The sequence below is a fragment of the Anaerocolumna sedimenticola genome, assembly GCF_009931695.1.
Lineage (GTDB): Bacteria > Bacillota > Clostridia > Lachnospirales > Lachnospiraceae > Anaerocolumna > Anaerocolumna sedimenticola.
The window spans coordinates 195989-216202 of the sequence record NZ_CP048000.1 but is presented as its reverse complement, the minus strand read 5'-3'; the positions used below and the strand labels follow the sequence as shown (position 1 = coordinate 216202).

At 37.1% G+C, this 20214-nt stretch carries 17 protein-coding genes, 2 pseudogenes and 1 other annotated feature; of the genes and pseudogenes, 17 read left to right on the top strand and 2 right to left on the bottom strand.

Annotation, left to right across the window (positions count from 1 at the left end; all coding sequences use genetic code 11):
* Positions 1-29 precede the first annotated feature (29 nt).
* Positions 30-274 (top strand) — a binding site (T-box leader).
* A 243-nt stretch (positions 275-517) separates the two neighbouring features.
* The 3 genes from Ana3638_RS00885 to Ana3638_RS00875 all read left to right on the top strand — a co-directional run bounded on the left by Ana3638_RS00885 (position 518) and on the right by Ana3638_RS00875 (position 4385).
* Positions 518-1891, top strand: a complete 1374-nt coding sequence (locus Ana3638_RS00885; protein ID WP_161836188.1) for a glycine--tRNA ligase — start codon at positions 518-520, stop codon at positions 1889-1891.
* Positions 1892-2008: 117 nt separating this feature from the next.
* Positions 2009-2785 carry an InlB B-repeat-containing protein gene (locus Ana3638_RS00880; protein ID WP_161836186.1) on the top strand — a complete coding sequence of 259 codons (777 nt, stop codon included), beginning with the start codon at positions 2009-2011 and terminating at the stop codon, positions 2783-2785.
* A 1093-nt stretch (positions 2786-3878) separates the two neighbouring features.
* A complete protein-coding gene (locus Ana3638_RS00875; protein WP_202621548.1) occupies positions 3879-4385 on the top strand; it encodes an SEC-C metal-binding domain-containing protein in 507 nt (168 codons plus the stop codon).
* Positions 4386-4674: 289 nt separating this feature from the next.
* On the opposite strand, the gene Ana3638_RS00870 is transcribed toward Ana3638_RS00875, so the two are convergent.
* Positions 4675-5061 carry a helix-turn-helix domain-containing protein gene (locus Ana3638_RS00870; RefSeq protein ID WP_161836182.1) on the bottom strand — a complete coding sequence of 129 codons (387 nt, stop codon included), beginning with the start codon at positions 5059-5061 and terminating at the stop codon, positions 4675-4677.
* Between the two features lie 248 nt (positions 5062-5309).
* Between Ana3638_RS00870 and Ana3638_RS00865 the strand changes: the two genes are divergently transcribed.
* The 12 genes and pseudogenes from Ana3638_RS00865 (at position 5310) to Ana3638_RS26975 (ending at position 16601) form a co-directional block, all read left to right on the top strand.
* Entirely contained in the window at positions 5310-6776 is a 1467-nt protein-coding gene (locus Ana3638_RS00865; RefSeq protein ID WP_161836180.1) for a putative glycoside hydrolase, read from the top strand.
* A gap of 260 nt (positions 6777-7036) precedes the next feature.
* Positions 7037-7621 (top strand): RNA polymerase sigma factor, encoded by a 585-nt coding sequence (locus Ana3638_RS00860; protein WP_161836178.1) that lies wholly within the window; start codon positions 7037-7039, stop codon positions 7619-7621.
* Positions 7618-8064, top strand: coding sequence for a hypothetical protein (locus tag Ana3638_RS00855; RefSeq protein ID WP_161836176.1), 447 nt, complete (start codon positions 7618-7620; stop codon positions 8062-8064). Before Ana3638_RS00860 ends, Ana3638_RS00855 begins: the two co-directional genes overlap by 4 nt.
* Before the next feature lie 164 nt (positions 8065-8228).
* Entirely contained in the window at positions 8229-8459 is a 231-nt protein-coding gene (gene acpP, locus Ana3638_RS00850; RefSeq protein WP_161836174.1) for an acyl carrier protein, read from the top strand.
* Between the two features lie 21 nt (positions 8460-8480).
* Positions 8481-9413 (top strand): enoyl-[acyl-carrier-protein] reductase FabK, encoded by a 933-nt coding sequence (gene fabK / locus Ana3638_RS00845; RefSeq protein WP_161836172.1) that lies wholly within the window; start codon positions 8481-8483, stop codon positions 9411-9413.
* Between the two features lie 22 nt (positions 9414-9435).
* Positions 9436-10353 (top strand): ACP S-malonyltransferase, encoded by a 918-nt coding sequence (gene fabD, locus Ana3638_RS00840; RefSeq protein ID WP_161836170.1) that lies wholly within the window; start codon positions 9436-9438, stop codon positions 10351-10353.
* Between the two features lies 1 nt (position 10354).
* Positions 10355-11095 carry a 3-oxoacyl-[acyl-carrier-protein] reductase gene (gene fabG / locus Ana3638_RS00835; protein ID WP_161836168.1) on the top strand — a complete coding sequence of 247 codons (741 nt, stop codon included), beginning with the start codon at positions 10355-10357 and terminating at the stop codon, positions 11093-11095.
* Between the two features lie 95 nt (positions 11096-11190).
* Positions 11191-12426 (top strand): beta-ketoacyl-ACP synthase II, encoded by a 1236-nt coding sequence (fabF, locus tag Ana3638_RS00830; RefSeq protein ID WP_161836166.1) that lies wholly within the window; start codon positions 11191-11193, stop codon positions 12424-12426.
* Between the two features lie 12 nt (positions 12427-12438).
* A complete protein-coding gene (accB, locus tag Ana3638_RS00825) occupies positions 12439-12873 on the top strand; it encodes an acetyl-CoA carboxylase biotin carboxyl carrier protein (RefSeq protein ID WP_161836164.1) in 435 nt (144 codons plus the stop codon).
* A 54-nt stretch (positions 12874-12927) separates the two neighbouring features.
* A complete protein-coding gene (gene fabZ / locus Ana3638_RS00820) occupies positions 12928-13350 on the top strand; it encodes a 3-hydroxyacyl-ACP dehydratase FabZ (protein WP_161836162.1) in 423 nt (140 codons plus the stop codon).
* 165 nt (positions 13351-13515) lie between these two features.
* Entirely contained in the window at positions 13516-14868 is a 1353-nt protein-coding gene (locus tag Ana3638_RS00815; RefSeq protein WP_161836160.1) for an acetyl-CoA carboxylase biotin carboxylase subunit, read from the top strand.
* Positions 14869-16601, top strand: a pseudogene (locus Ana3638_RS26975) (acetyl-CoA carboxylase carboxyltransferase subunit alpha).
* A 79-nt stretch (positions 16602-16680) separates the two neighbouring features.
* On the opposite strand, the gene Ana3638_RS00800 reads toward Ana3638_RS26975, so the two are convergent.
* On the bottom strand, positions 16681-17496 hold the full coding sequence (locus Ana3638_RS00800) for an AraC family transcriptional regulator (RefSeq protein ID WP_161836157.1): 816 nt from the start codon (positions 17494-17496) through the stop codon (positions 16681-16683).
* 188 nt (positions 17497-17684) lie between these two features.
* Here Ana3638_RS00800 and Ana3638_RS00795 point away from each other — a divergent pair.
* A pseudogene (locus Ana3638_RS00795) lies at positions 17685-18991 on the top strand (alpha-L-fucosidase).
* A gap of 259 nt (positions 18992-19250) precedes the next feature.
* Positions 19251-20126 carry an aldose 1-epimerase family protein gene (locus Ana3638_RS00790; RefSeq protein ID WP_161836155.1) on the top strand — a complete coding sequence of 292 codons (876 nt, stop codon included), beginning with the start codon at positions 19251-19253 and terminating at the stop codon, positions 20124-20126.
* The last annotated feature ends 88 nt before the right edge of the window (positions 20127-20214 follow it).

The following is a 20214-nucleotide window of genomic DNA, read 5'->3' as shown; positions in this document are numbered from 1 at the left end:
ATTATGTAATGATAAAATTAGAAAAAATTTTAAAAGCTGTGAAAAGGAATAGTACATGTTAATTGGATTTCAGAGAGAAGATGGCCGGTGCGAATCTTTATGATATTGACATAGAAGGCGCCTTAGAGCTGTGGGTTGAAAGGATAAGATCCGAGTAGATACCAACGGAATTCCACCGTTATCATAAGGAAGCGGCATGATTAAAAAGTGCTGTAATTAGAGTGCAGGATATCCTGAATTTAGGTGGCACCACGGACTGAATCTAGACTTTTATTAAAAAAAGTTAGTGCATATAAGTTCGCCCTAAGCAATTAGCTTAGGGCGGACTTTTTTATTTCCGCGAAAGCAAAGTGAGAATTAGCAAGCTTGCTTGCAATAATTCCAACGCGCACGCGAACCGAAGAAACTCGCAAAGCGTGTTTCTTCCAGTTGGAAATTCCTACATTTTGCCTTTACCGGGAAAGAAAGCTAAAGTGGGATTGTCCGCTTTACATATAAATTTTAGGAGGTATTAGCTATGAAAAAACTAACAATGGAAGAATTAACGGCATTTTGTAATCAGTACGGTTTTATTTTTCAAGGAAGTGAAATATACGGAGGACTGGCGAATACCTGGGATTATGGTCCTTTGGGAACAAGGTTAAAAAATAATATAAAAGATGCCTGGAGGTATTACTTTATCCAAAAAAGAGACAACAGTTATGAAATTGATTCGGATATACTGATGAATCCTACGGTCTGGGAAGCCAGCGGGCATTTATCAAGCTTTACAGATCCGTTATTGGACTGCAAAGAATGTAAAACCAGGCACCGTGCGGACAATCTGATCAATGATTATAGTTTGGAAGCAAATGCAGATGCCATGACCCAGGAAGAAATGTTTCGGTATATCTTAGAAAATAAGGTGCCCTGTCCGAAATGCGGAAAATCAAATTTTACGGATATCAGACAATTTAATCTGATGTTTGCAACACAGCGGGGAGTGACCCGGAACAGTGCCAGTATGATTTATTTAAGGCCGGAAAATGCGCAGGGAGAGTATGTTAATTTCCTTAATGTCCTAAGAACCATGAGAACTAAATTGCCTTTTAGTATAGGTCAGATAGGAAAAGCATTCCGAAATGAAATAACCCCCGGTAATTTTACATTCCGAACCATAGAATTTGAGCAGATGGAATTTCAGACATTCTGTAAAAACGGAACGGATGAAGAACAGTACGAGTATTTTAAAGATTATGGTATCTCATTTTTTGAATTTTTAGGTCTTTCCAAAGAACATTTAAGGTTTCATAACCACGAAAAGTTAGCACATTATGCAAAGGCAGCCTGTGATATCGAATATTTATTTCCTTTTGGCTGGGGTGAGATAAACGGTACTCACAACAGGACTGACTTTGATTTATCCAGGCATCAGAAATATTCCGGAAAGAGTATGGAATATTTTGATGACCAAACGAATGAAAGATATATTCCCTACATTGTGGAATCTACTTACGGATTGGATCGTATTGTTTTAGCTGTTTTATTCGAAGCTCTGGTAGAGGAGGAACTTGATGCCAAAGAAACCAGGCAGGTTTTAAAAATTAATCCAACACTTGCTCCGGTTAAGATAAATGTATTACCATTAATTAAAAAACGCCATAGTGAAAAAGCATTTGAAATTTATAAAGATTTGCAGAAACACTTTATGGTTTCCTATGATGATGCCGGAAATATCGGTAAACGCTACCGAAGAGGAGATGTAATCGGAACCCCCTTCGCAGTTACGGTTGACGATAATACCCTTTTAAAGAATACGGTCACATTGCGGGACAGGGATACCATGGAACAGATTACAATTAATATCCATGAATTAACAGATTATGTGGAAAATGTATTAGAGTTTAAATAAGATTAAAATTAAAAAGGTCTAATGCCTAAATAGTTGGAACTTTGAAATTTACTTCAGGAAAAATGGAGAAACAGCCGATAAATTATTATATTATAATGTTGGGATGGAGTATTTGATATGAAAATGAATAACAAAATATTATTTTGGTTTGTCCTATGTATACTTTTAATAACATTATCAGCACCGAAAAAGATTATTGCAGCAGCCGCAATAAATAACGGTGGAGATAAAACTTATACCGTAACATTTAATCCGAGGGGCGGAACTGCTTCTTTAAATTCAATGGAAGTTACTTACGGGGATACCTATGGCAGTCTGCCGACAGTAACCAGAGATCATTATACTTTCTTAGGCTGGTATACTTACGCTTATGGAGGAATTAAAATAACAAAAGACAGTGCTGTAAAAATACATGGTCCCCACACCTTATATGCCCATTGGAGCGGGAAGAAATATAGTATTTCTCTGGATGCAAACGGAGGTAAAGTTAATAAGGAGACTGTTTCCGTTTATTATGGTACAAAGTACAGTAGTCAATTACCTGAACCTGCAAGAGCAAATTATGTATTTGACGGCTGGTATACAGCAAAAACAGGCGGGAATAAAATAACTTCCGAAACTGTCTACGATGAAAATTCAAAGAAGAAATTATATGCCCACTGGGTAGAAAAGAAATTAGAAATAACTTTTATTGCCTACAATGGGGAACAGTATGAGAAGGAAGTTACCTGCGGTAAAAAATATGGGAAATTACCAGCACCGAAACGGAATGGATACAAATTCGCAGGATGGTATAACTGGGATAACTATACGAAAGCCGATGGTGAACCAGTTATGGACAGTGATATAGTAAATGAATGGGATTCTTTGAAATTGTTTGCAAGATGGTATTAATAAAATTGCTGATGCCTTAGTATGTTTTAGTATTTACTTCATCCTGTGCTATATAGTGACCCAAGAGGGAATTTATGGGTATTTCAAATCCATCTGGTACCGTCTTTTGATATTAAAATTGCGTATGTGAGGACTTAATATTGTAATTAGATTGTGATTTATTTACTTTTGTACTTATGATCATTGCGCTGCTTACCTATTTGGTAAATCAATACAGAGGATATTTTTGTGGTTGAGAAAATGAAGAAGATTGCAAACTTGTTTTAGTATGGGAACCACCACAGGATTGTGTAAAAAAATATGGTTGTTTTATTGTATTGCTATTAGTGAAAATAACAAAGATAAGATAAAATTCGATCAACTAGGAAGCGAGCAGCAAAAAAAGGGTATTTGCAGAAATTACTTAATAACGCAAGCGTATGACCATGAGGTATTTGGATAATGAGGTATATTATACTTGAGATTTTGTCAACTATGATATAAAGTACTATAACTCATTTATCAAGGTATGGTAACAAGATAATTTAAATAGTGCTCGTTCCAATCTCTAAAAAAATAAAAACTTGCTTATAAGTTGCGTATAAAGAAAATTTATGATAGAATAATCTTTGTGCCATTCGTCTTCAGAACTTTGAGAACCCTTGATTTATAAGGCTTTCATAAAAATATTTCCAACATGAAACCTTTGCCATGGGGGAAAACAAGTCACTTAATATTAAAAAGCAAACAACCCACTACGCCTTTGCAGTGAGTTGTTTGCTAAAAAGGGGAGGATAAGTATTTAACTTTTCTTTGGTGTTGGCTGCGCATTGTTAGTGCGCAAAGCGTGTATCCTATTGTTGGAGGGGGATCCAACGTCTGCATAAGATTACGCTCATTGTGCAATCTAATTAATATTGCAATAGATTGTTCACCTTCGTGTGTTCTATTGTTATCACAAGTCGCCTGTATTTTGCAGACGGCATTGTTTATTAAATTAGATTAACTATAGTATGATACGGATTTGGGTGTATTATACATAAATTTAAAAAATTTTTTTACGTAAGTTTAGGGATTTTTTTGTAAATACTAAACAACAGAAAGGATGAATATCATGAGTTTATTACAAGAATGGAGAGATCATGCTTACTCTCTTGACACAAATCAAAAAGAAGGACAACTATTTTGGGCAAACTATTTTAATATTGAAAAAGGAATATATGAGAGAATTCTTGAAGAACCTGATACTGTAGTAGAAGGCACGGTAGAAGATTTAGCATCCAGATATGGTACCAGTTTATCTATTATGGTAGGATTCCTGGACGGGATAAATGACAGTTTGAAAAATCCTAATCCTATTGAAGAAATGGATGAAAAAACAGTTGTAAATCTTGGTTTTGATAAAGAAAAGTTATACTATAATATGGTAGAAGCAAAAGCAGACTGGCTTTATCAGTTGCCGGTTTGGGATAATCTCTTATCAGAGGAAAGAAGAAAAGAATTATTCTGGGAACAAAAGAAATCAGGTACAATAGTTAAAGAAAAGAAAATAGGAAGAAACGATCCTTGTCCTTGTGGAAGCGGTAAAAAATATAAAAAATGCTGTGGAGCAAATCAATAATATAATTGTAGTATAGAAGGATACTGCCTCATGCTTTATGTAGATATTATATAATAACATGGAGGCAGTTTTTTTATCTCATAGTAAAGTTATCCCAACTCCCTATGAAATAAAGTCATCCGGGCAAGATGCACACGAATGCAAAAGGTTAAGTATCCTTTGGGTAGATGTCACAGGTCTGGCTGCATTCGGTGTATAAAATGGTCAAGTCCCTCACTTATGAGGGATTATGATAAACGAAGCAGACTTATCCGCTTTGTTTATCATAATATTCATTTCATTATTAGTCCTATATTCTATTTTTTTGAATCTCATATGTACTATCTTTTAAACTCTCAGATAATTTTTCCTGTTTATAAAGCAGGTATTTCGCGTAGTTTTTAATTTCAGTGGTATTTACTTTATTTAATCGCCTGTATAATATGAAGAAATCAGCGGTGTCATTATCCAAATCTTCACTTCCAATGCGTAATGTATTATCGGTAACGCCTAGCATATAATCGCATGAAACATTAAAATAGTCAGATAATGATATTAGTTTTTCAAAAGATGGCTCATTGCGTTTGGATTCATAGTTAGAAATAGCAGTTGACTTTAATCCAATAACGGCCGCCAATTCGCCTTGGGTTAATTTATATTTTTGTCTTAAATGCTTTAACCGAATGCTAAAATCCATGAATAATCCTCCTATAGTTCACTTTACATACCAACGAGAAATTACGAAATAATTATATAACAGCTTTAAATATAGTGTCAACAAAAAAGTATATTTTGGAACTGTTTATTAGGAATTATTTGTAAAATATGAACAAATAATATTCTTAATTGTAATAAAGTTATATTGAACTTGACAAATTTTGTAATCAGAAATACCATATTAATAGAACGTTAAAAAATGCAAAAGGGTAGGAAAAGGAGCATAGGATGAGCAAAAAAAAGGACATGTATATAGATAAAAAGGATACGTATAAAAGACTTAAGAAACAAAGAAGAAATAAAGGAGGAAGCCACGGCGGGATGGCTGCTGTAATTATATTGGTCGCATTTGCCTTGGGTTTGGGCTCTTTTTTTCTAACCCGGGAAAGGTTGAAAAGCCAGGATAAAACCCACAAAACTCAGAGTCAATTGAGCAATAAGGCTGCAGATATAAAAAAGGCTGCCTCCGGTGAGGTAAATAAATCGGAAGATACAATAGAGACTGATACTAACTTATCAGGAAATGCAAAAGATGATATAGTTACCGTGGATGATACGGCAGTAGATGGAAAAACACAGGAAGATATAATGAAGACAGAAGCGAATTTCGCAGATATTATAGATACTGCAGATACCACTGAAAATAATACGGAAGAAGTAAAAGAAACATTCTTGCCTGGTACTGAAGTCAGAAGGAAACCAAGGAAAGTGAAAGGAATCTATGTTACCGGACCCAGAGCAGGGAAAGAAAGTTATATGAAAGAATTGATCGGCTTAGTTGATACGACGGAATTAAATACTATGGTAATTGATATAAAAAATGATAACGGTGAAATAACATACAAGATGGACTTGCCGGAGGTCAAGGCTGTCCATGCAGATGTAAACTATATTGGTGATATCAAGGAGTTAGTTAATCAATTAAAAGAAAAAGATATTTATCTTATTGCACGAATTGTAGCTTTTAAAGATCCTATCCTTGCAGAGAACAGAGCAGATTTATGTTTAAAGAAAAAAGACGGCAGTGTATTCCGGGATAAAAACGGGCTTTGTTGGGTAAATCCCTACAAAAAAGAAGTTTGGGATTATTTATTATCCATTGCAAAAGAGGCAGCTAAGGTTGGCTTTGATGAGATACAATTTGACTACATCCGTTTCTCCACGGATAAGGGAATAAAGGATGTTGCCTTTGGAAAAGAAGCAAAGACTAAAAGTAAGATGGATATTATAACGGAATTTACTAAATATGCCTGTGAGAACCTTAAACCCTTAGGGGTATATGTTTCAGCTGATGTCTTCGGAACGATAATTGATAGTAAAGTGGATGCAAAAATAGTGGGACAGGATTACAAAGAAATGGCTAAATACCTGGATTATATCTGTCCGATGATTTATCCCTCCCATTACCAGGACGGATCTTATGGAATTTTACATCCGGATTTGAAGCCTTATGATCTCATAAAAAAAGCATTAGAAAAATCTCAAACAGCCCTAAAAGGTGTAAATACAGATGATAAAGCAATTGTGAGATCCTGGTTACAGGATTTTACCGCAACCTGGCTAACTAATCACAAATCCTATGGGCCCGAAGAAATACGCGATCAGATTCAGGCTGTGTATGATGCCGGTTATGAAGAGTGGATTTTATGGAATGGTAATAATGATTATACCAAAGGCGGATTAAAAAAAGAATAAAAGATAAACAGCCTGTACCGACTAAATCCGGACATATCCGGGACAGGCTGTTTTTTTTTCCGCGAAAGCAAAGTGAGAATATGAAAGCTTGCTTGCAATAATTCGAACGCGCCCTTGTCCGTTTTGTTACAAAAACTTAATTTGACTTGGACTTATAAATAGGGTAATAATAATAAATATTAAAAAAATAATTTTGTTTTGCAAGATTCTAGATTTTCTGGTGTATTAGTAATCGAGCATATAGGAAGGAGGCTTATAACTTGAAAGATGAGGCAATCATAAACCTGATATATGAGAAAAATGAATTGGGTTTATTGAAATTAGCTGATAAGTATGAAAAGCTGCTTTTCCATATAGCTGCCGGAATCTTAGGCAGCCGTTCCAGGGATATAGAGGAATGTGTCAATGATACTTACTTAAAGCTTTGGAATCATATTGAACGGTATGACATGGAAAAGGCATCATTAAAAACCTATCTGAAAGTTATCGTTAGAAATACGGCAATAAATAAATTACGTGATTTAAGTAAAAGAGAAGAACGTGAGCTTCCTGAGGATATATCTGAAATAGCAAGATATTACATTGATCATAAGCAAAGTGTTGAAGGGCAGGTGTTTCGTAAAGAAAATATAACGTTGTTAAATGAAATAATTGGCCGATTGAATAAAAAGGACCATGAATTAGTGATACGAAGATATTTTTACTTACAATCCTCTAAAGACATAGCAGCAGCAATGAAAATGACGGTTACTGCCGTTGACAGCAGGTTATCCAGATTAAGAAATAAAATGAAACAGGATTTTGATAAGGAAATACCTTTAAACACAGAAGGGAGCAAGTTATGAACGAACTATTATTAATTGATATGATGAGTGAGCTGAATCCGGAATTGCTTCAAGATGATTATATGGAAAAGGATATGAAACGAGGTAAATCATTTTTTAAATTATTATTTTCATTTAAGAAAACCTCAAAATGTCCTGACGAGTTCCCTGTGGAGAATCCTATTTCGGAGGGAATTGTCAATACATTTCCGGGTAATTACGAATTAGAAGCGGCAGAAGACATAAAAAGCGCAGAGGTTGCAGAAGAGAATGAGAATTTAACAGAGGAAAATGAATGGGGATTCCATATCGGAATATTTGAGAAAAAATTCCGCAATCTGTTTAAGATAATATCAGGAATTGCTGCTACCGCCATTGTAATAGTTAGTATAATCGTAATAATTTTAAAACGTCATAAAAGCGGTATTAAATTGCACCGTGAAAAGATACAGATAATATATTAGAATAGGTATCTGTTTGCATATTTTATATGCATAAACGAATACAGGTGTTGTTCGTTAGAACATGTGACTAATGAGTTACAATTAATAAAATAGTTAATATTAGTTATAATATATTCTGATTCCATGGGAATCCAATTACGTAAAGATTAAAGGAGACAATGATTATGTTAGAAAATTTAAAGGAAATTATTGCAGAACAGTTAAATGTAGATGAAAGTGAAATTACAGAAAGTGCATCTTTTAAAGACGATTTAGGTGCGGATTCCTTAGATTTATTTGAACTTGTTATGGCATTAGAAGAGAAATTTGACGTTGAAATACCTTCCGAAGACTTAAACAACATAGTGACCGTTGAAGATGTTATGAATTATTTAAAAGAAAAAGGTGTTGAATAAATAGAAATCGAGGATATATTCATGAAGACGAGGATATGTGATTTATTAAAGATAGAATACCCAATTGTTCAGGGAGGAATGGCTTGGGTTGCTGAGCATCATCTGGCAGCAGCTGTTTCTGAAGCAGGGGGATTGGGTATTATTGCTGCCGGTAATGCACCGGCTGATGTAGTACGTGATGAAATCAGGAAGGCAAAAGCTTTAACGAATAAACCATTTGGCGTTAATATTATGTTATTAAGCCCCCATGCAGCGGAGGTTGCTGAGGTTGTCGTGGAAGAAAAAGTTTCAGTTGTTACTACGGGAGCTGGTAATCCGGAAAGCTACATACCAATGTGGAAAGAAGCCGGAATTGTTGTAATACCTGTTGTTGCTTCGGTAGCACTGGCAAAAAGAATGGAAAAGTACGGAGCCGATGCAGTAGTAGCAGAAGGCTGTGAAGCAGGCGGACATATCGGCGAATTAACTACTATGGCTTTAATACCCCAGATCGTAGATGCGGTAGAAATACCTGTTATTGCAGCCGGTGGAATTGGCGACGGAAGAGGATTAGCAGCCGTATTTATGCTGGGAGCGGAAGCCGGACAGATTGGAACCAGATTTGTAGTATCCCATGAATCTATTGTACATGATAATTATAAAAAACGAATTATTTCCTCCAAGGATATTGATTCTGCAGTAACCGGCCGTTCTACGGGACACCCGGTGCGTTCTATCCGTAACAATATGACCAGAAATTACCAGAAGTTGGAACAGGAAGGTAAAAGCTTTGAAGAATTAGAACTGCTGACGCTGGGTTCCCTAAAAAAAGCTGTTGTTGATGGTGATATTATAAATGGTTCCGTTATGGCAGGACAAATAGCAGGTCTTATATCAAAAGAACAGTCCTGTAAGGATATCATAAAGGAAGTTGTTAGCGAAGCTGAAGAATTAATTAAAAATTTTCATTTTTAGAAAATATAGAGGATAATAAAGCATGGGAAAAACAGCATTTATATTCCCGGGGCAGGGTGCTCAGTATATTGGGATGGGTAAGGATTTTTATGATAAATATGAGGATTCCAAAGATATTTATGATAAAGCAGCCCAGATACTTGGTATAGATATGGCGAAACTTTGCTTTGCGGAAAATGATAAAATCAATATTACCGAATTTACGCAGATTGCTATGGTTACAACTTGTATGGCAATATTAGAACAGGTTAAGAAATACAGTATAAAACCGGATATCTGCGCAGGATTAAGCTTAGGAGAATATCCCGCTTTAATGGCTAGTGGAGTTTTGAGTTTTGAAGAGGGCATTAGAGTGGTTCGCCAAAGAGGAATCTTAATGCAGGAGGCGGTAGAACCGGGAGCAGGTGCTATGGCAGCTGTTTTAGGTATGGATACCGCAATCATTGAAAAGGTATGTGAAACTACCGAGGGTATTGTTATCATTGCCAATTATAACTGTCCCGGTCAGGTAGTTATTTCCGGAGAAAAGAAAGCAGTGGAATCAGCCGGTGAGGAACTTATGAAAAACGGAGCGAAAAGAGTGATACCTCTGAATGTAAGCGGTCCTTTCCATTCTCCTATGTTAAAAGCAGCGGGAGAAAAATTATATGAGGTATTAGGCGAAGCAGAGATTAAGGATCCGGTGGTACCATACGCTGCTAATGTGAATGCAGAATTAATTCATAAAAATGATGATATCCGCACTCTGTTAGCAAAACAGGTTTATTCCTCCGTTAAATGGCAGCAAAGTGTGGAAGCAATGATAACAGCAGGAGTGGATACTTTCATAGAAATCGGACCCGGTAAAACGCTTTCTGCTTTTGTGAAAAAGATTGATAAATCATGTAAAGTGATAAATATAGAAAAAGTAGAAGATTTGGATAAGTTACAGGAGGTATAGGATGCTAGAGAATAAAGTTGCAATTGTTACCGGTGCCAGCAGAGGAATCGGAAGAGCTATAGCCGTTACTCTTGCACACTATGGCGCTGCAGTGGTAGTGAACTACTGTGGATCCAAAGAAAAAGCGGATGAAGTAGTGGATATTATTAAAAGTAATGGCGGCAATGCCGTAACTTATCAGGCAGATGTATCAGATTTTGATGCTGTACAGACCATGTTTTCCGATGTTACAAAACAATTCGGAAAAATAGATATATTAGTAAATAATGCAGGTATCACCAGAGATAATCTGATTTTAAAGATGACGGAACAGGAATTTGACGCAGTAATTGACACTAATTTAAAGGGCGTTTTTAATTGTTTGAAACAGGCATCCCGTCTTATGTTAAAACAGAAAAGCGGAAGAATTATTAATATTTCCTCCATATCCGGTGTAATCGGTAATGCCGGACAGGTGAATTATAGTGCAGCAAAAGCAGGGGTTATCGGTATGACCAAATCGTTAGCCAAAGAGTTAGGCTCCAGAGGAATAACGGTTAATGCTATAGCACCTGGTTATATAAATACGGATATGACAGCGGTTTTAAGTGATGATTTAAAGGCAAAGGTTACGGAATTAATACCCCTGAGAAGATTAGGTGAAGTAGAAGACATCGCTGAGACGGCAGCATTTTTAGCTTCTGATAAAGCAGCGTATATAACCGGGCAGACCATACAGGTTGACGGGGGCTTGGGAATTTAACCTTGTACAGGTTAAGCTGATGTAAGGGTACCTTTTTGATAGTTACGGAAGATTATTATATGGAAGTAACTTTGTTTATTAGGAGGATTACGAATATGAAGAGAGTAGTAGTTACTGGTATGGGTATTATTTCCCCTATCGGAAATGATATTGATACATTTTGGAATAGTCTGAAAGAAAAGAAGAATGTATTTAAGCCGATTACGTATTTTGATACAACGGATTATAAAGTTAAATTAGCAGCCGAGGTAGAGGATTTTCATCCGGAGAATTATATGGATCCTAAGGCTGCAAAGAGAATGGAAACTTTCTGCCAGTTTGCTGTGGCTGCATCAGCACAGGCAATTGAAAATGCAGGACTTGATTTAGAGAAAGAGGATTTAACCAGAATTGGTGTGTCGGTTGGTTCCGGTATTGGAAGTCTTCAGGCGATTGAAAGAGAACATCAGAAATTATTGGAGAAAGGACCGAAGAGAATTGCTCCTTTATTGGTCCCGCTAATGATTTCAAATATGGCAGCCGGAAATGTGGCAATTAATTTTGGATTAAAAGGAAAGTGCACCAATATCGTAACAGCATGTGCCACGGGTACCCACTCCATAGGTGATGCCTGCCGTTACATTCAGTGTAATGAAGCGGATGTTATGGTTGCAGGTGGAACGGAAGCTGCAATTTCACCAATTGGTGTTGCCGGCTTCTCTGCATTAACTGCCATGACGACGGAAACGGATCCTCTAAGGGCATCCATACCGTTTGATAAAGAAAGAAGCGGGTTTGTAATGGGTGAAGGTGCAGGGGTTGTTATATTAGAGTCCTATGAACACGCAGTTGCCAGAGGTGCCAATATCTTAGCTGAAATTGTTGGTTATGGTGCAACTTGCGATGCTTTCCATATCACTTCTCCAAGCGAAGACGGAGAAGGAGCTGCAAGGGCTATGTTATTAGCCGTAAAGGAAGCAGGTATCAAACCGGAAGAAGTGGATTATGTTAATGCACATGGAACCAGTACCCACCACAATGATTTATTTGAAACCAGATCCATTAAAAAGGCATTTGGAGACCATGCATATAAGTTAAATGTAAATTCTACGAAATCCATGACCGGTCACATGTTAGGCGCAGCCGGTGCGGTAGAGTTTATTACCTGCGTAAAGTCTGTCATGGAGAATTATATCCATGCAACTGCGGGTTATCAAGTACCGGATGAAGAATTAGATCTGAATTATACGAAAGAACCTGTGACCGATAAAACCGTAAACTATGCAATCAGTAACTCCATGGGCTTCGGTGGTCATAACGGCAGTTTATTAGTAAAGAAATTCGTAGGTTAGGAGAAAATAGCTATGGAAATGGAAAACATTATTAAGCTTATTCAGACAGTATCGGAGTCTTCTTTAACTTCCTTTAAATACACGGAAGGAGACAGCAGTCTGTCACTGGAAATTAACCGCAATGTAGTTTACTCCCAGGCACCTGAAATTTCGGTAACTCCGGTGATTAACGGAACGAAAACAGAAACAGATAAAGCAGATTCCAATAAACTCACGATTACTTCACCGATGGTAGGTACTTTTTATGCAGCGAAATCCGAAGGCAGTGATCCCTATATTACAGTTGGTGATGTGATTAAAAAGGGTCAGATTATCGGAATTGTTGAAGCTATGAAATTGATGAATGAAATTGAGTCAGCTTATGACGGCATCGTGGAAGCAATACTCGTTAAGAATAAAGATATGATTGAATATGGTCAGGCATTAGTAACTATAAGACCTTTATAAAAATAACTACCCGAAGAGGAAACAACAGATTCTCATAATGTTAGGAGCAGGAAAATGTTAAATATTAATGAAATAAAGAAAATAATACCCCAAAGAAGCCCATTTTTATTAATTGACCGTATCGATGAACTGGAACCAGGTAAACGTGCCGTCGGACGTAAATGTGTTAGTTATAATGAACCATTTTTTATTGGTCATTTTCCGGATGAACCTGTAATGCCAGGCGTATTGGTAATCGAAGCACTTGCTCAGGTTGGAGCTGTAGTATGTTTATCCGTTGAAGAAAATAAGGGTAAGAATTCATATTTTGGTGGAATTAATAAAGCAAGATTCCGTAATAAAATTGTACCAGGAGATGTTTTAACTTTAGAAGTTGAATTAATAAAAAAGAAAGGCAATGTTGGGGTAGCTAATGCCAAAGCATATGACGGAGACAAAATTTTTGCAGAGGCGGAATTAACCTTTGCTATCGGTTAAGCTTCTTCCTCTGTTATTGGAGATGCCGTATAAACGGTATCATGACGGGATAAGTTGAAAGAAAATATGAAACAGAAAGGCTGCCACGTGTTGATTCTTTCAACCATTTTCATTTGTGGCGGTAACACATCTGCCAGCAGATGTGTTATGCAATGGGTGTAAACTATGATTAAAAAAGTTTTAATAGCCAACCGTGGAGAAATTGCAGTCCGTATTATCCGGGCATGCAGAGAAATGGGTATCAATACGGTTGCCATATGCTCAGATATAGATAAGGACGCACTGCATGCCCAACTTGCTGATGAAACCGTATGTATAGGGCCAATGCCTTCCAAAGACAGTTATTTGCGTATGGATCGAATCTTAAGTGCTACTCTTGCAACCGGAGCAGACGCAATCCACCCCGGTTTTGGATTTTTATCGGAAAACAGCAAATTTGCCGACCTATGCAGTAAATGTAATATTACTTTTATCGGACCATCAGCGGAAGTAATTGACCGTATGGGAAATAAATCCGAAGCCAGAAAAACCATGATGGAAGCCGGTGTGCCGGTTGTACCTGGTACAAAAGAGCCCATTTTTACAGCGGAAGATGGGAAAAAAATTGCTGATGAGATGGGTTATCCGGTGATGATAAAGGCTTCTGCAGGCGGTGGCGGCAAGGGAATGCGTATCGTCCAGACAGAAGAGGAATTTTTACATCATTTTGAAACTGCCAGTCAGGAAGCAAAAAATTCTTTTGGTGACGACACCATGTACATCGAAAAGTATATTCCAAAAGCAAGACATATTGAATTTCAAATATTGGCCGATAATTACGGAAATGTAGTACATTTAGGAGAAAGAGATTGTTCAATCCAAAGAAGACACCAAAAAATGATTGAAGAAGCTCCATCTTTTGTTATAAATGAAGAATTGAGAAAGACTATGGGGGAAACTGCCATAAAAGCTGCAAAAGCAGCAGGTTATTGTAACGCAGGAACCATAGAATTTATATTAGATCAGGATAATAATTTCTATTTTATTGAAATGAATACAAGAATCCAGGTAGAGCATGGTGTAACGGAAATGGTTACAGGGATTGATTTAATACGTGAACAGATTAAAATTGCCGGTGGAGAAAAACTTTCTTTCACACAGGAAGATATTGAGATTAAAGGACATTCCATTGAATGCAGGATTAATGCGGAAAATCCAAGTAAAAACTTTATGCCCTCTCCCGGAGTTGTATCCAGTCTTCATATGCCGGGTGGCAACGGGGTACGTATTGACTCAGCCCTTTATACCGGTTACCGTATACCGGCAGCTTACGATTCTTTAATTGTTAAGCTTATGGTCCATGATGCAACCCGTGAACTGGCAATTCAGAAGATGCGCGGTGTTCTTGGTGAATTAGTGATTGAAGGAATAGATACCAATATCGATTTTCAGTATCAGATTATAAATCATGAGGATTATATAAAAGGAAAAACAGATACCGGATTCGTCGAAAGAATGTTATCCGAAAAGGAGGCCTAAATGCTAAAGGAAATGTTTAAAAAGAATCCAAGTAATGGAGCAGGACTTAAACATGTTCAACTTGGCGAGAAGATAAAAGACTCATTGGATGAGGCCCAAATTCCTGACGGTTTATTTGAAAAATGCGAAAAGTGTAATGAAATTATATATACGGAAGATGTAGTTGCTAATTATTATATTTGCCCGAATTGCGGGAATTATTTCCGTGTCAGCCCCCGAACCAGAATCAGTATGATTGTAGATAAAGGTACTTTTGAAGAATGGGATATGGAACTTCCCATAAGTGATCCCCTTAATTTCCCGGGATATAAGAGTAAACTGGAACTGATGAAGGTTGTAACCAATTTGGACGAAGCAGTAATCACAGGGGAAGGCAAAATTGATGAAACAAGAGTTGCCATTGGAGTAATGGCATCCAATTTCCTAATGGGAAGTATGGGTGAAGTGGTTGGTGAAAAAATTACCAGAATGATTGAGAGAGCCACAGAACAAAAGCTTCCGGTCATCCTGTTCTGCTGTTCCGGTGGTGCCAGAATGCAGGAGGGAATTATATCTTTGATGCAGATGGCTAAAACTTCCCAGGCAATTAAAAAACATGATGAGGCCGGACTATTATATGTCTCCGTATTAACTGACCCTACCACCGGAGGTGTTATGGCTAGTTTTGCTATGCTGGGAGATGTAATATTAGCAGAACCCGGAGCTTTAATCGGATTTGCAGGTCCCAGAGTAATCGAACAAACCATCGGCCAGCGTTTGCCGGAGGGATTTCAAAGAGCAGAATTTTTACTTGAACACGGATTTGTTGATAAAATAGTAAAACGTAACAAATTGAAGCAAACATTATCAATGCTTGTGAAGAGTGCGTGTGTTGATTATTAGAACAGCAGGTGACTGAATTGTCACGTGAAAACAAAAAGTTTAGGTTGGGAGATGAAATTATGTCAGCAGATTTAACTGCGTGGGACCGGGTACAATTAGCCAGAAGTACGGAGAGACCTACAACCCTGGATTTCATTAGTTCTATATTTAATAAATTCATGGAATTGCATGGAGACCGTGTTTGCCGTGATGATGGGGCGATAGTTGCGGGACTTGCAACCATCGATGAGATAACGGTAACCGTTATCGGTCAGCAAAAAGGCCGAAGTATCAAACAAAATATGAAAAGAAATTATGGAATGCCCAATCCGGATGGTTATCGGAAAGCCCTGCGTTTAATGAAGCAGGCTGAGAAATTTAACCGGCCTATTATCTGCTTTATAGATACTCCCGGTGCATATTGCGGTATAGAAGCAGAAGAGAGAGGCCAGGGAGAAGCTATTGCAAGAAATCTATATGAGATGTCCGGAATCAAGGTGCCCATATTGTCCATTGTAATTGGGGAAGGGGGCAGCGGCGGAGCCTTGGCCCTTGGAGTAGCTAATGAAGTGTGGATGTTAGAGAATTCCACTTATTCTGTTTTATCACCGGAAGGATTTGCTTCCATCCTTTGGAAAGACAGTAAAAGAGCCAATGAAGCTGCTGAGGTTATGAAAATTACTGCTGCAGATTTACAGGAACTTAAAATAGTGGAACAGGTGATTCAGGAAGAAGAACCGCTGTCTGTTGACAACATGGATACGGTTGCCTGTCAGATACGAGCCGGAATTGTTGATTTTATCAGCCGGTTTCGGGAAAAAACTAAGGAAGAAATCGTAGCAGAACGTTATGAAAGATTCCGAAATATGTAATAATGTATTTTTATAAGTCTGTTGTGTATGCTATATGGGGCTGTTGCAGCAGCCCCTCTGGTAGTATATATCATATCTTTTATTTCCCAAATGTTTTCCGGAATATCTTTGGATTATAACCGGAATAATGCTTAAAAAAATTAGAAAAAGAGCTTAAATCTTCAAAACCAACCTGAATCATAATTTCCGATATAGGCAGACTGGTATTTTCCAACAATGATTTGGCACGTTCCATTCTGAGTTTATTAATATAATTAAGAGGTGTTGTACCCATCCTGTTTTTAAATAAACGGATAAAATAATTTGGATGCATATGCATCCTTTCTGATAAACCATCCAGGGAAAGTTTATTCTGTAAATTATCATTGATATAGGATATTACGGAATAAAACTCCGAATGAGTTTCTTCTCTTATGGAGATATTTTTCTGGTCGGCTAAGGCGATATAATCCGATAAAAGGGACAGTATCCCCGCTTTTAAACGAAACGCAGAAGCAAGAGTATTTTCTTTTGCCTCCTTAAAAATATCCGCAAAATGAGATATAATTTGTTCATCCTCTTTTACATCTATATAGTAAGGTAAACCCAGGTTCTTAAATAACTGGTCATCCCAAGCCTTTATCTCAAAGTGTAACCAATACTTGGTAATATAATTTTCATTCACATGATAAAAGGAATGTTTTGTCTGGGAAGGAATAAAGAACATTCTTCCTTTAAACCCCTGATAAACAGTACCCTCTATCTTTATTTCACATTCTCCGTCCGTAATATAATATATTTTACAAAAAGGACACAGGATATTGTTCTCCCTCCAGTTAGGACCGCAGTTAGTATAACTGCCATAATAATAATCAATATAGAGACTGGAAAAATACTTAGAATAGTTAATATCCATTGGCAGCTCCTTTAAGAAAATAAGGTTAATTTTTTTCAACTTTATGTTTGAATTTTGTATTACATATTTATTATATCGATGTTAAACTATCCTTGTCAATGGAGTTTATAAAGCGTTCTGGTTAATACAATAATCTGGTTTTGCAATTACCTGCCTGAAATACAGAGAAGAGAGAGGAGAAGGATATTATGACAGGATATCAGGAAAGAGAAAAAAGAACGGAGTGGTTCCGTGAGGCACGTTTTGGTATGTTTATACACTGGGGATTGTATGCTATACCTGCCCGGGGGAATGGGTAAAAAGTACGGAAAAAATCAGTACCGAAGAATATAATCAGTATTTTGAAGAATTTAACCCGGTTCGGTATAATCCTAAGGAATGGGCAAAATGTGCCAAAGAAGCAGGTATGAAATATGCGGTACTGACCACGAAACATCACGATGGATTTTGTCTGTTTGATTCCCAGTATACGGATTTTAAAAGCACCAATACGCAATGCGGCAGAGATCTGGTAAAGGAATATGTAGATGCTTTCAGAGAGGAAGGAATTAAAGTCGGTTTCTACTATTCTCTGTTAGACTGGCATCATCCGGATTATCCTCATTATGGTGACAGGCAGCATCCTATGAGAGATAATGAGGAATTTAAAGATGTAAAACATAACCTGGAGAACTATATTCGTTATTTCCATAATCAAGTCAGGGAACTGTTAACAAACTATGGAAAAATTGATGTTATCTGGTTTGATTTTTCTTATGATAATGTCAGACTTTCCGGTACGGAATTTGAACATATGTCAGGGGAAACCTGGAGGGCATCAGAATTGGTTAAAATGATCCGCTCTCTTCAGCCGGATATTATTATTGATAACCGTCTGGGCGGGGATGCCAGAAAAGAAGAACCGGACCTGCATTCCGGGGATTTTGTTTCACCGGAATGTATGATGCCTGCGACAGGTGAATTAGATGTTCTCGGACGTCCGGTACCCTGGGAATTATGTCTTACTTTAAATGAGAACTGGGGTTATGCAAAAAATAAACCCTGGGATTATAAAACTACCGAAAATGTCCTGCATATGCTGGTGGAATGTGTTAGCAAAAATGGCAATATGCTCATTAATGTAGGTCCGAATGCGAAAGGAGAATTCCCGAAAGACAGTGTGAGAATCTTAAAAGAGATTGGAGATTGGATGAGGGTGAATGGTGACAGCATCTATGGCTGCGGTAAAAGTGATTTTCCTAAGCCGGAATGGGGGCGTTTTACACAGAATGGAAAAATGCTCTATGCCCATATCTATGACAGACGGGTAGGTGGGTTCCGTTTGGAAGGACTGGAAGGAAAATTAAAGAAAGTCCGCATATTAGAAGATGGAGCAGAGCTTAAACTGACACGCCCCTGGAATGGAGAAGATTATCCCTTAGATGCCTATGTAGAACTTGATATAGCGGGGCTTTATGATGAAAGAGATACCGTTTTGGAATTAGAGCTTATATAAAATTTAAAAGGCAGAACCGAAAAACATTTGGGTTTCGGTTCTGCCTTTTATTCCGCGGAACTTAACCGTATGGGAATAAATCCAGATTGCATGAATGATCCCTTACCCCAAATTAAATTAAAAACATCAGCAGGTTGGTATCGACTTATATAAAATAGAATATGTTAATAAAAAGATTAATTGTTACATTTTCTTGATACAGCAACATGCATATATCGTTGTAAATAAAACAATGTAGAGTATAGGAAAGGAATGCGGCATGAATTATAGTATTGAAAATGATATTTTAAAAATTACTGTTTCGACTAAGGGGGCTGAACTGCAATCAATACTGGAAAGAGACGGTACGGAATATTTATGGCAGGGCGATGAAAATTCGTGGAAAGACAGGGCTCCTAATATATTTCCATATGTTGCAAGGCTAACAGAGGGGAAGTATTATTATAATGGCAGGTTTTACGAAATGCCGATTCATGGTTTTGTGCCAGGCAGCGATATGAAAGTGATTTATCATACAAAAGAAAATATAATATTCCTATTAAACAGCGACACAGAAACAATGAAAATGTATCCTTTTATGTTTACTTACCTGGTTCATTACAATTTGGCAGGGAAAAATTTATATATTATGTATGAGGTTATCAATCGGGATAACAAAACGATGTACTTTGGTCTTGGCGGACATCCGGGATTTCGTGTTCCAATTGAAGAGGATTTCCAATTTGAAGATTATTATATCGAGTTGCCGGCAAAGAAAAATGTACACAGGGTTGGAATTTCGGAAAATAATTTTGTAACTGGAGAAGATAAGCCATTTTTATTAAGAGATAATAAATATCTGAATCTTAAACATGAACTTTTCGACAAAGATGCAATTATCTTAAAAAATATGAGTAAATCAGCTACCCTAAAATCGGATATTGGGAGAAAAGGGGTAACCGTATTTTATCCTGATATGAGATATTTAGGATTATGGCACCTGCCTAAAATGAAAGTTAATTATGTATGTATTGAGCCATGGACATCGCTGCCATCAAGAGAAGGAATTATAGAAGATATAACCAAACAGAAAGATCTTATAAGCTTGCAGGAAGGGTTGACTTATACAAATACTTGGAGTATTGAACTATTATAAGGTAATTGGGGTTGCAGCAGAAATCTAAGAGTATAATTGCTAGAAATATTACTGCATATTCCAGACATTGTTATGAAACTTAAAGATT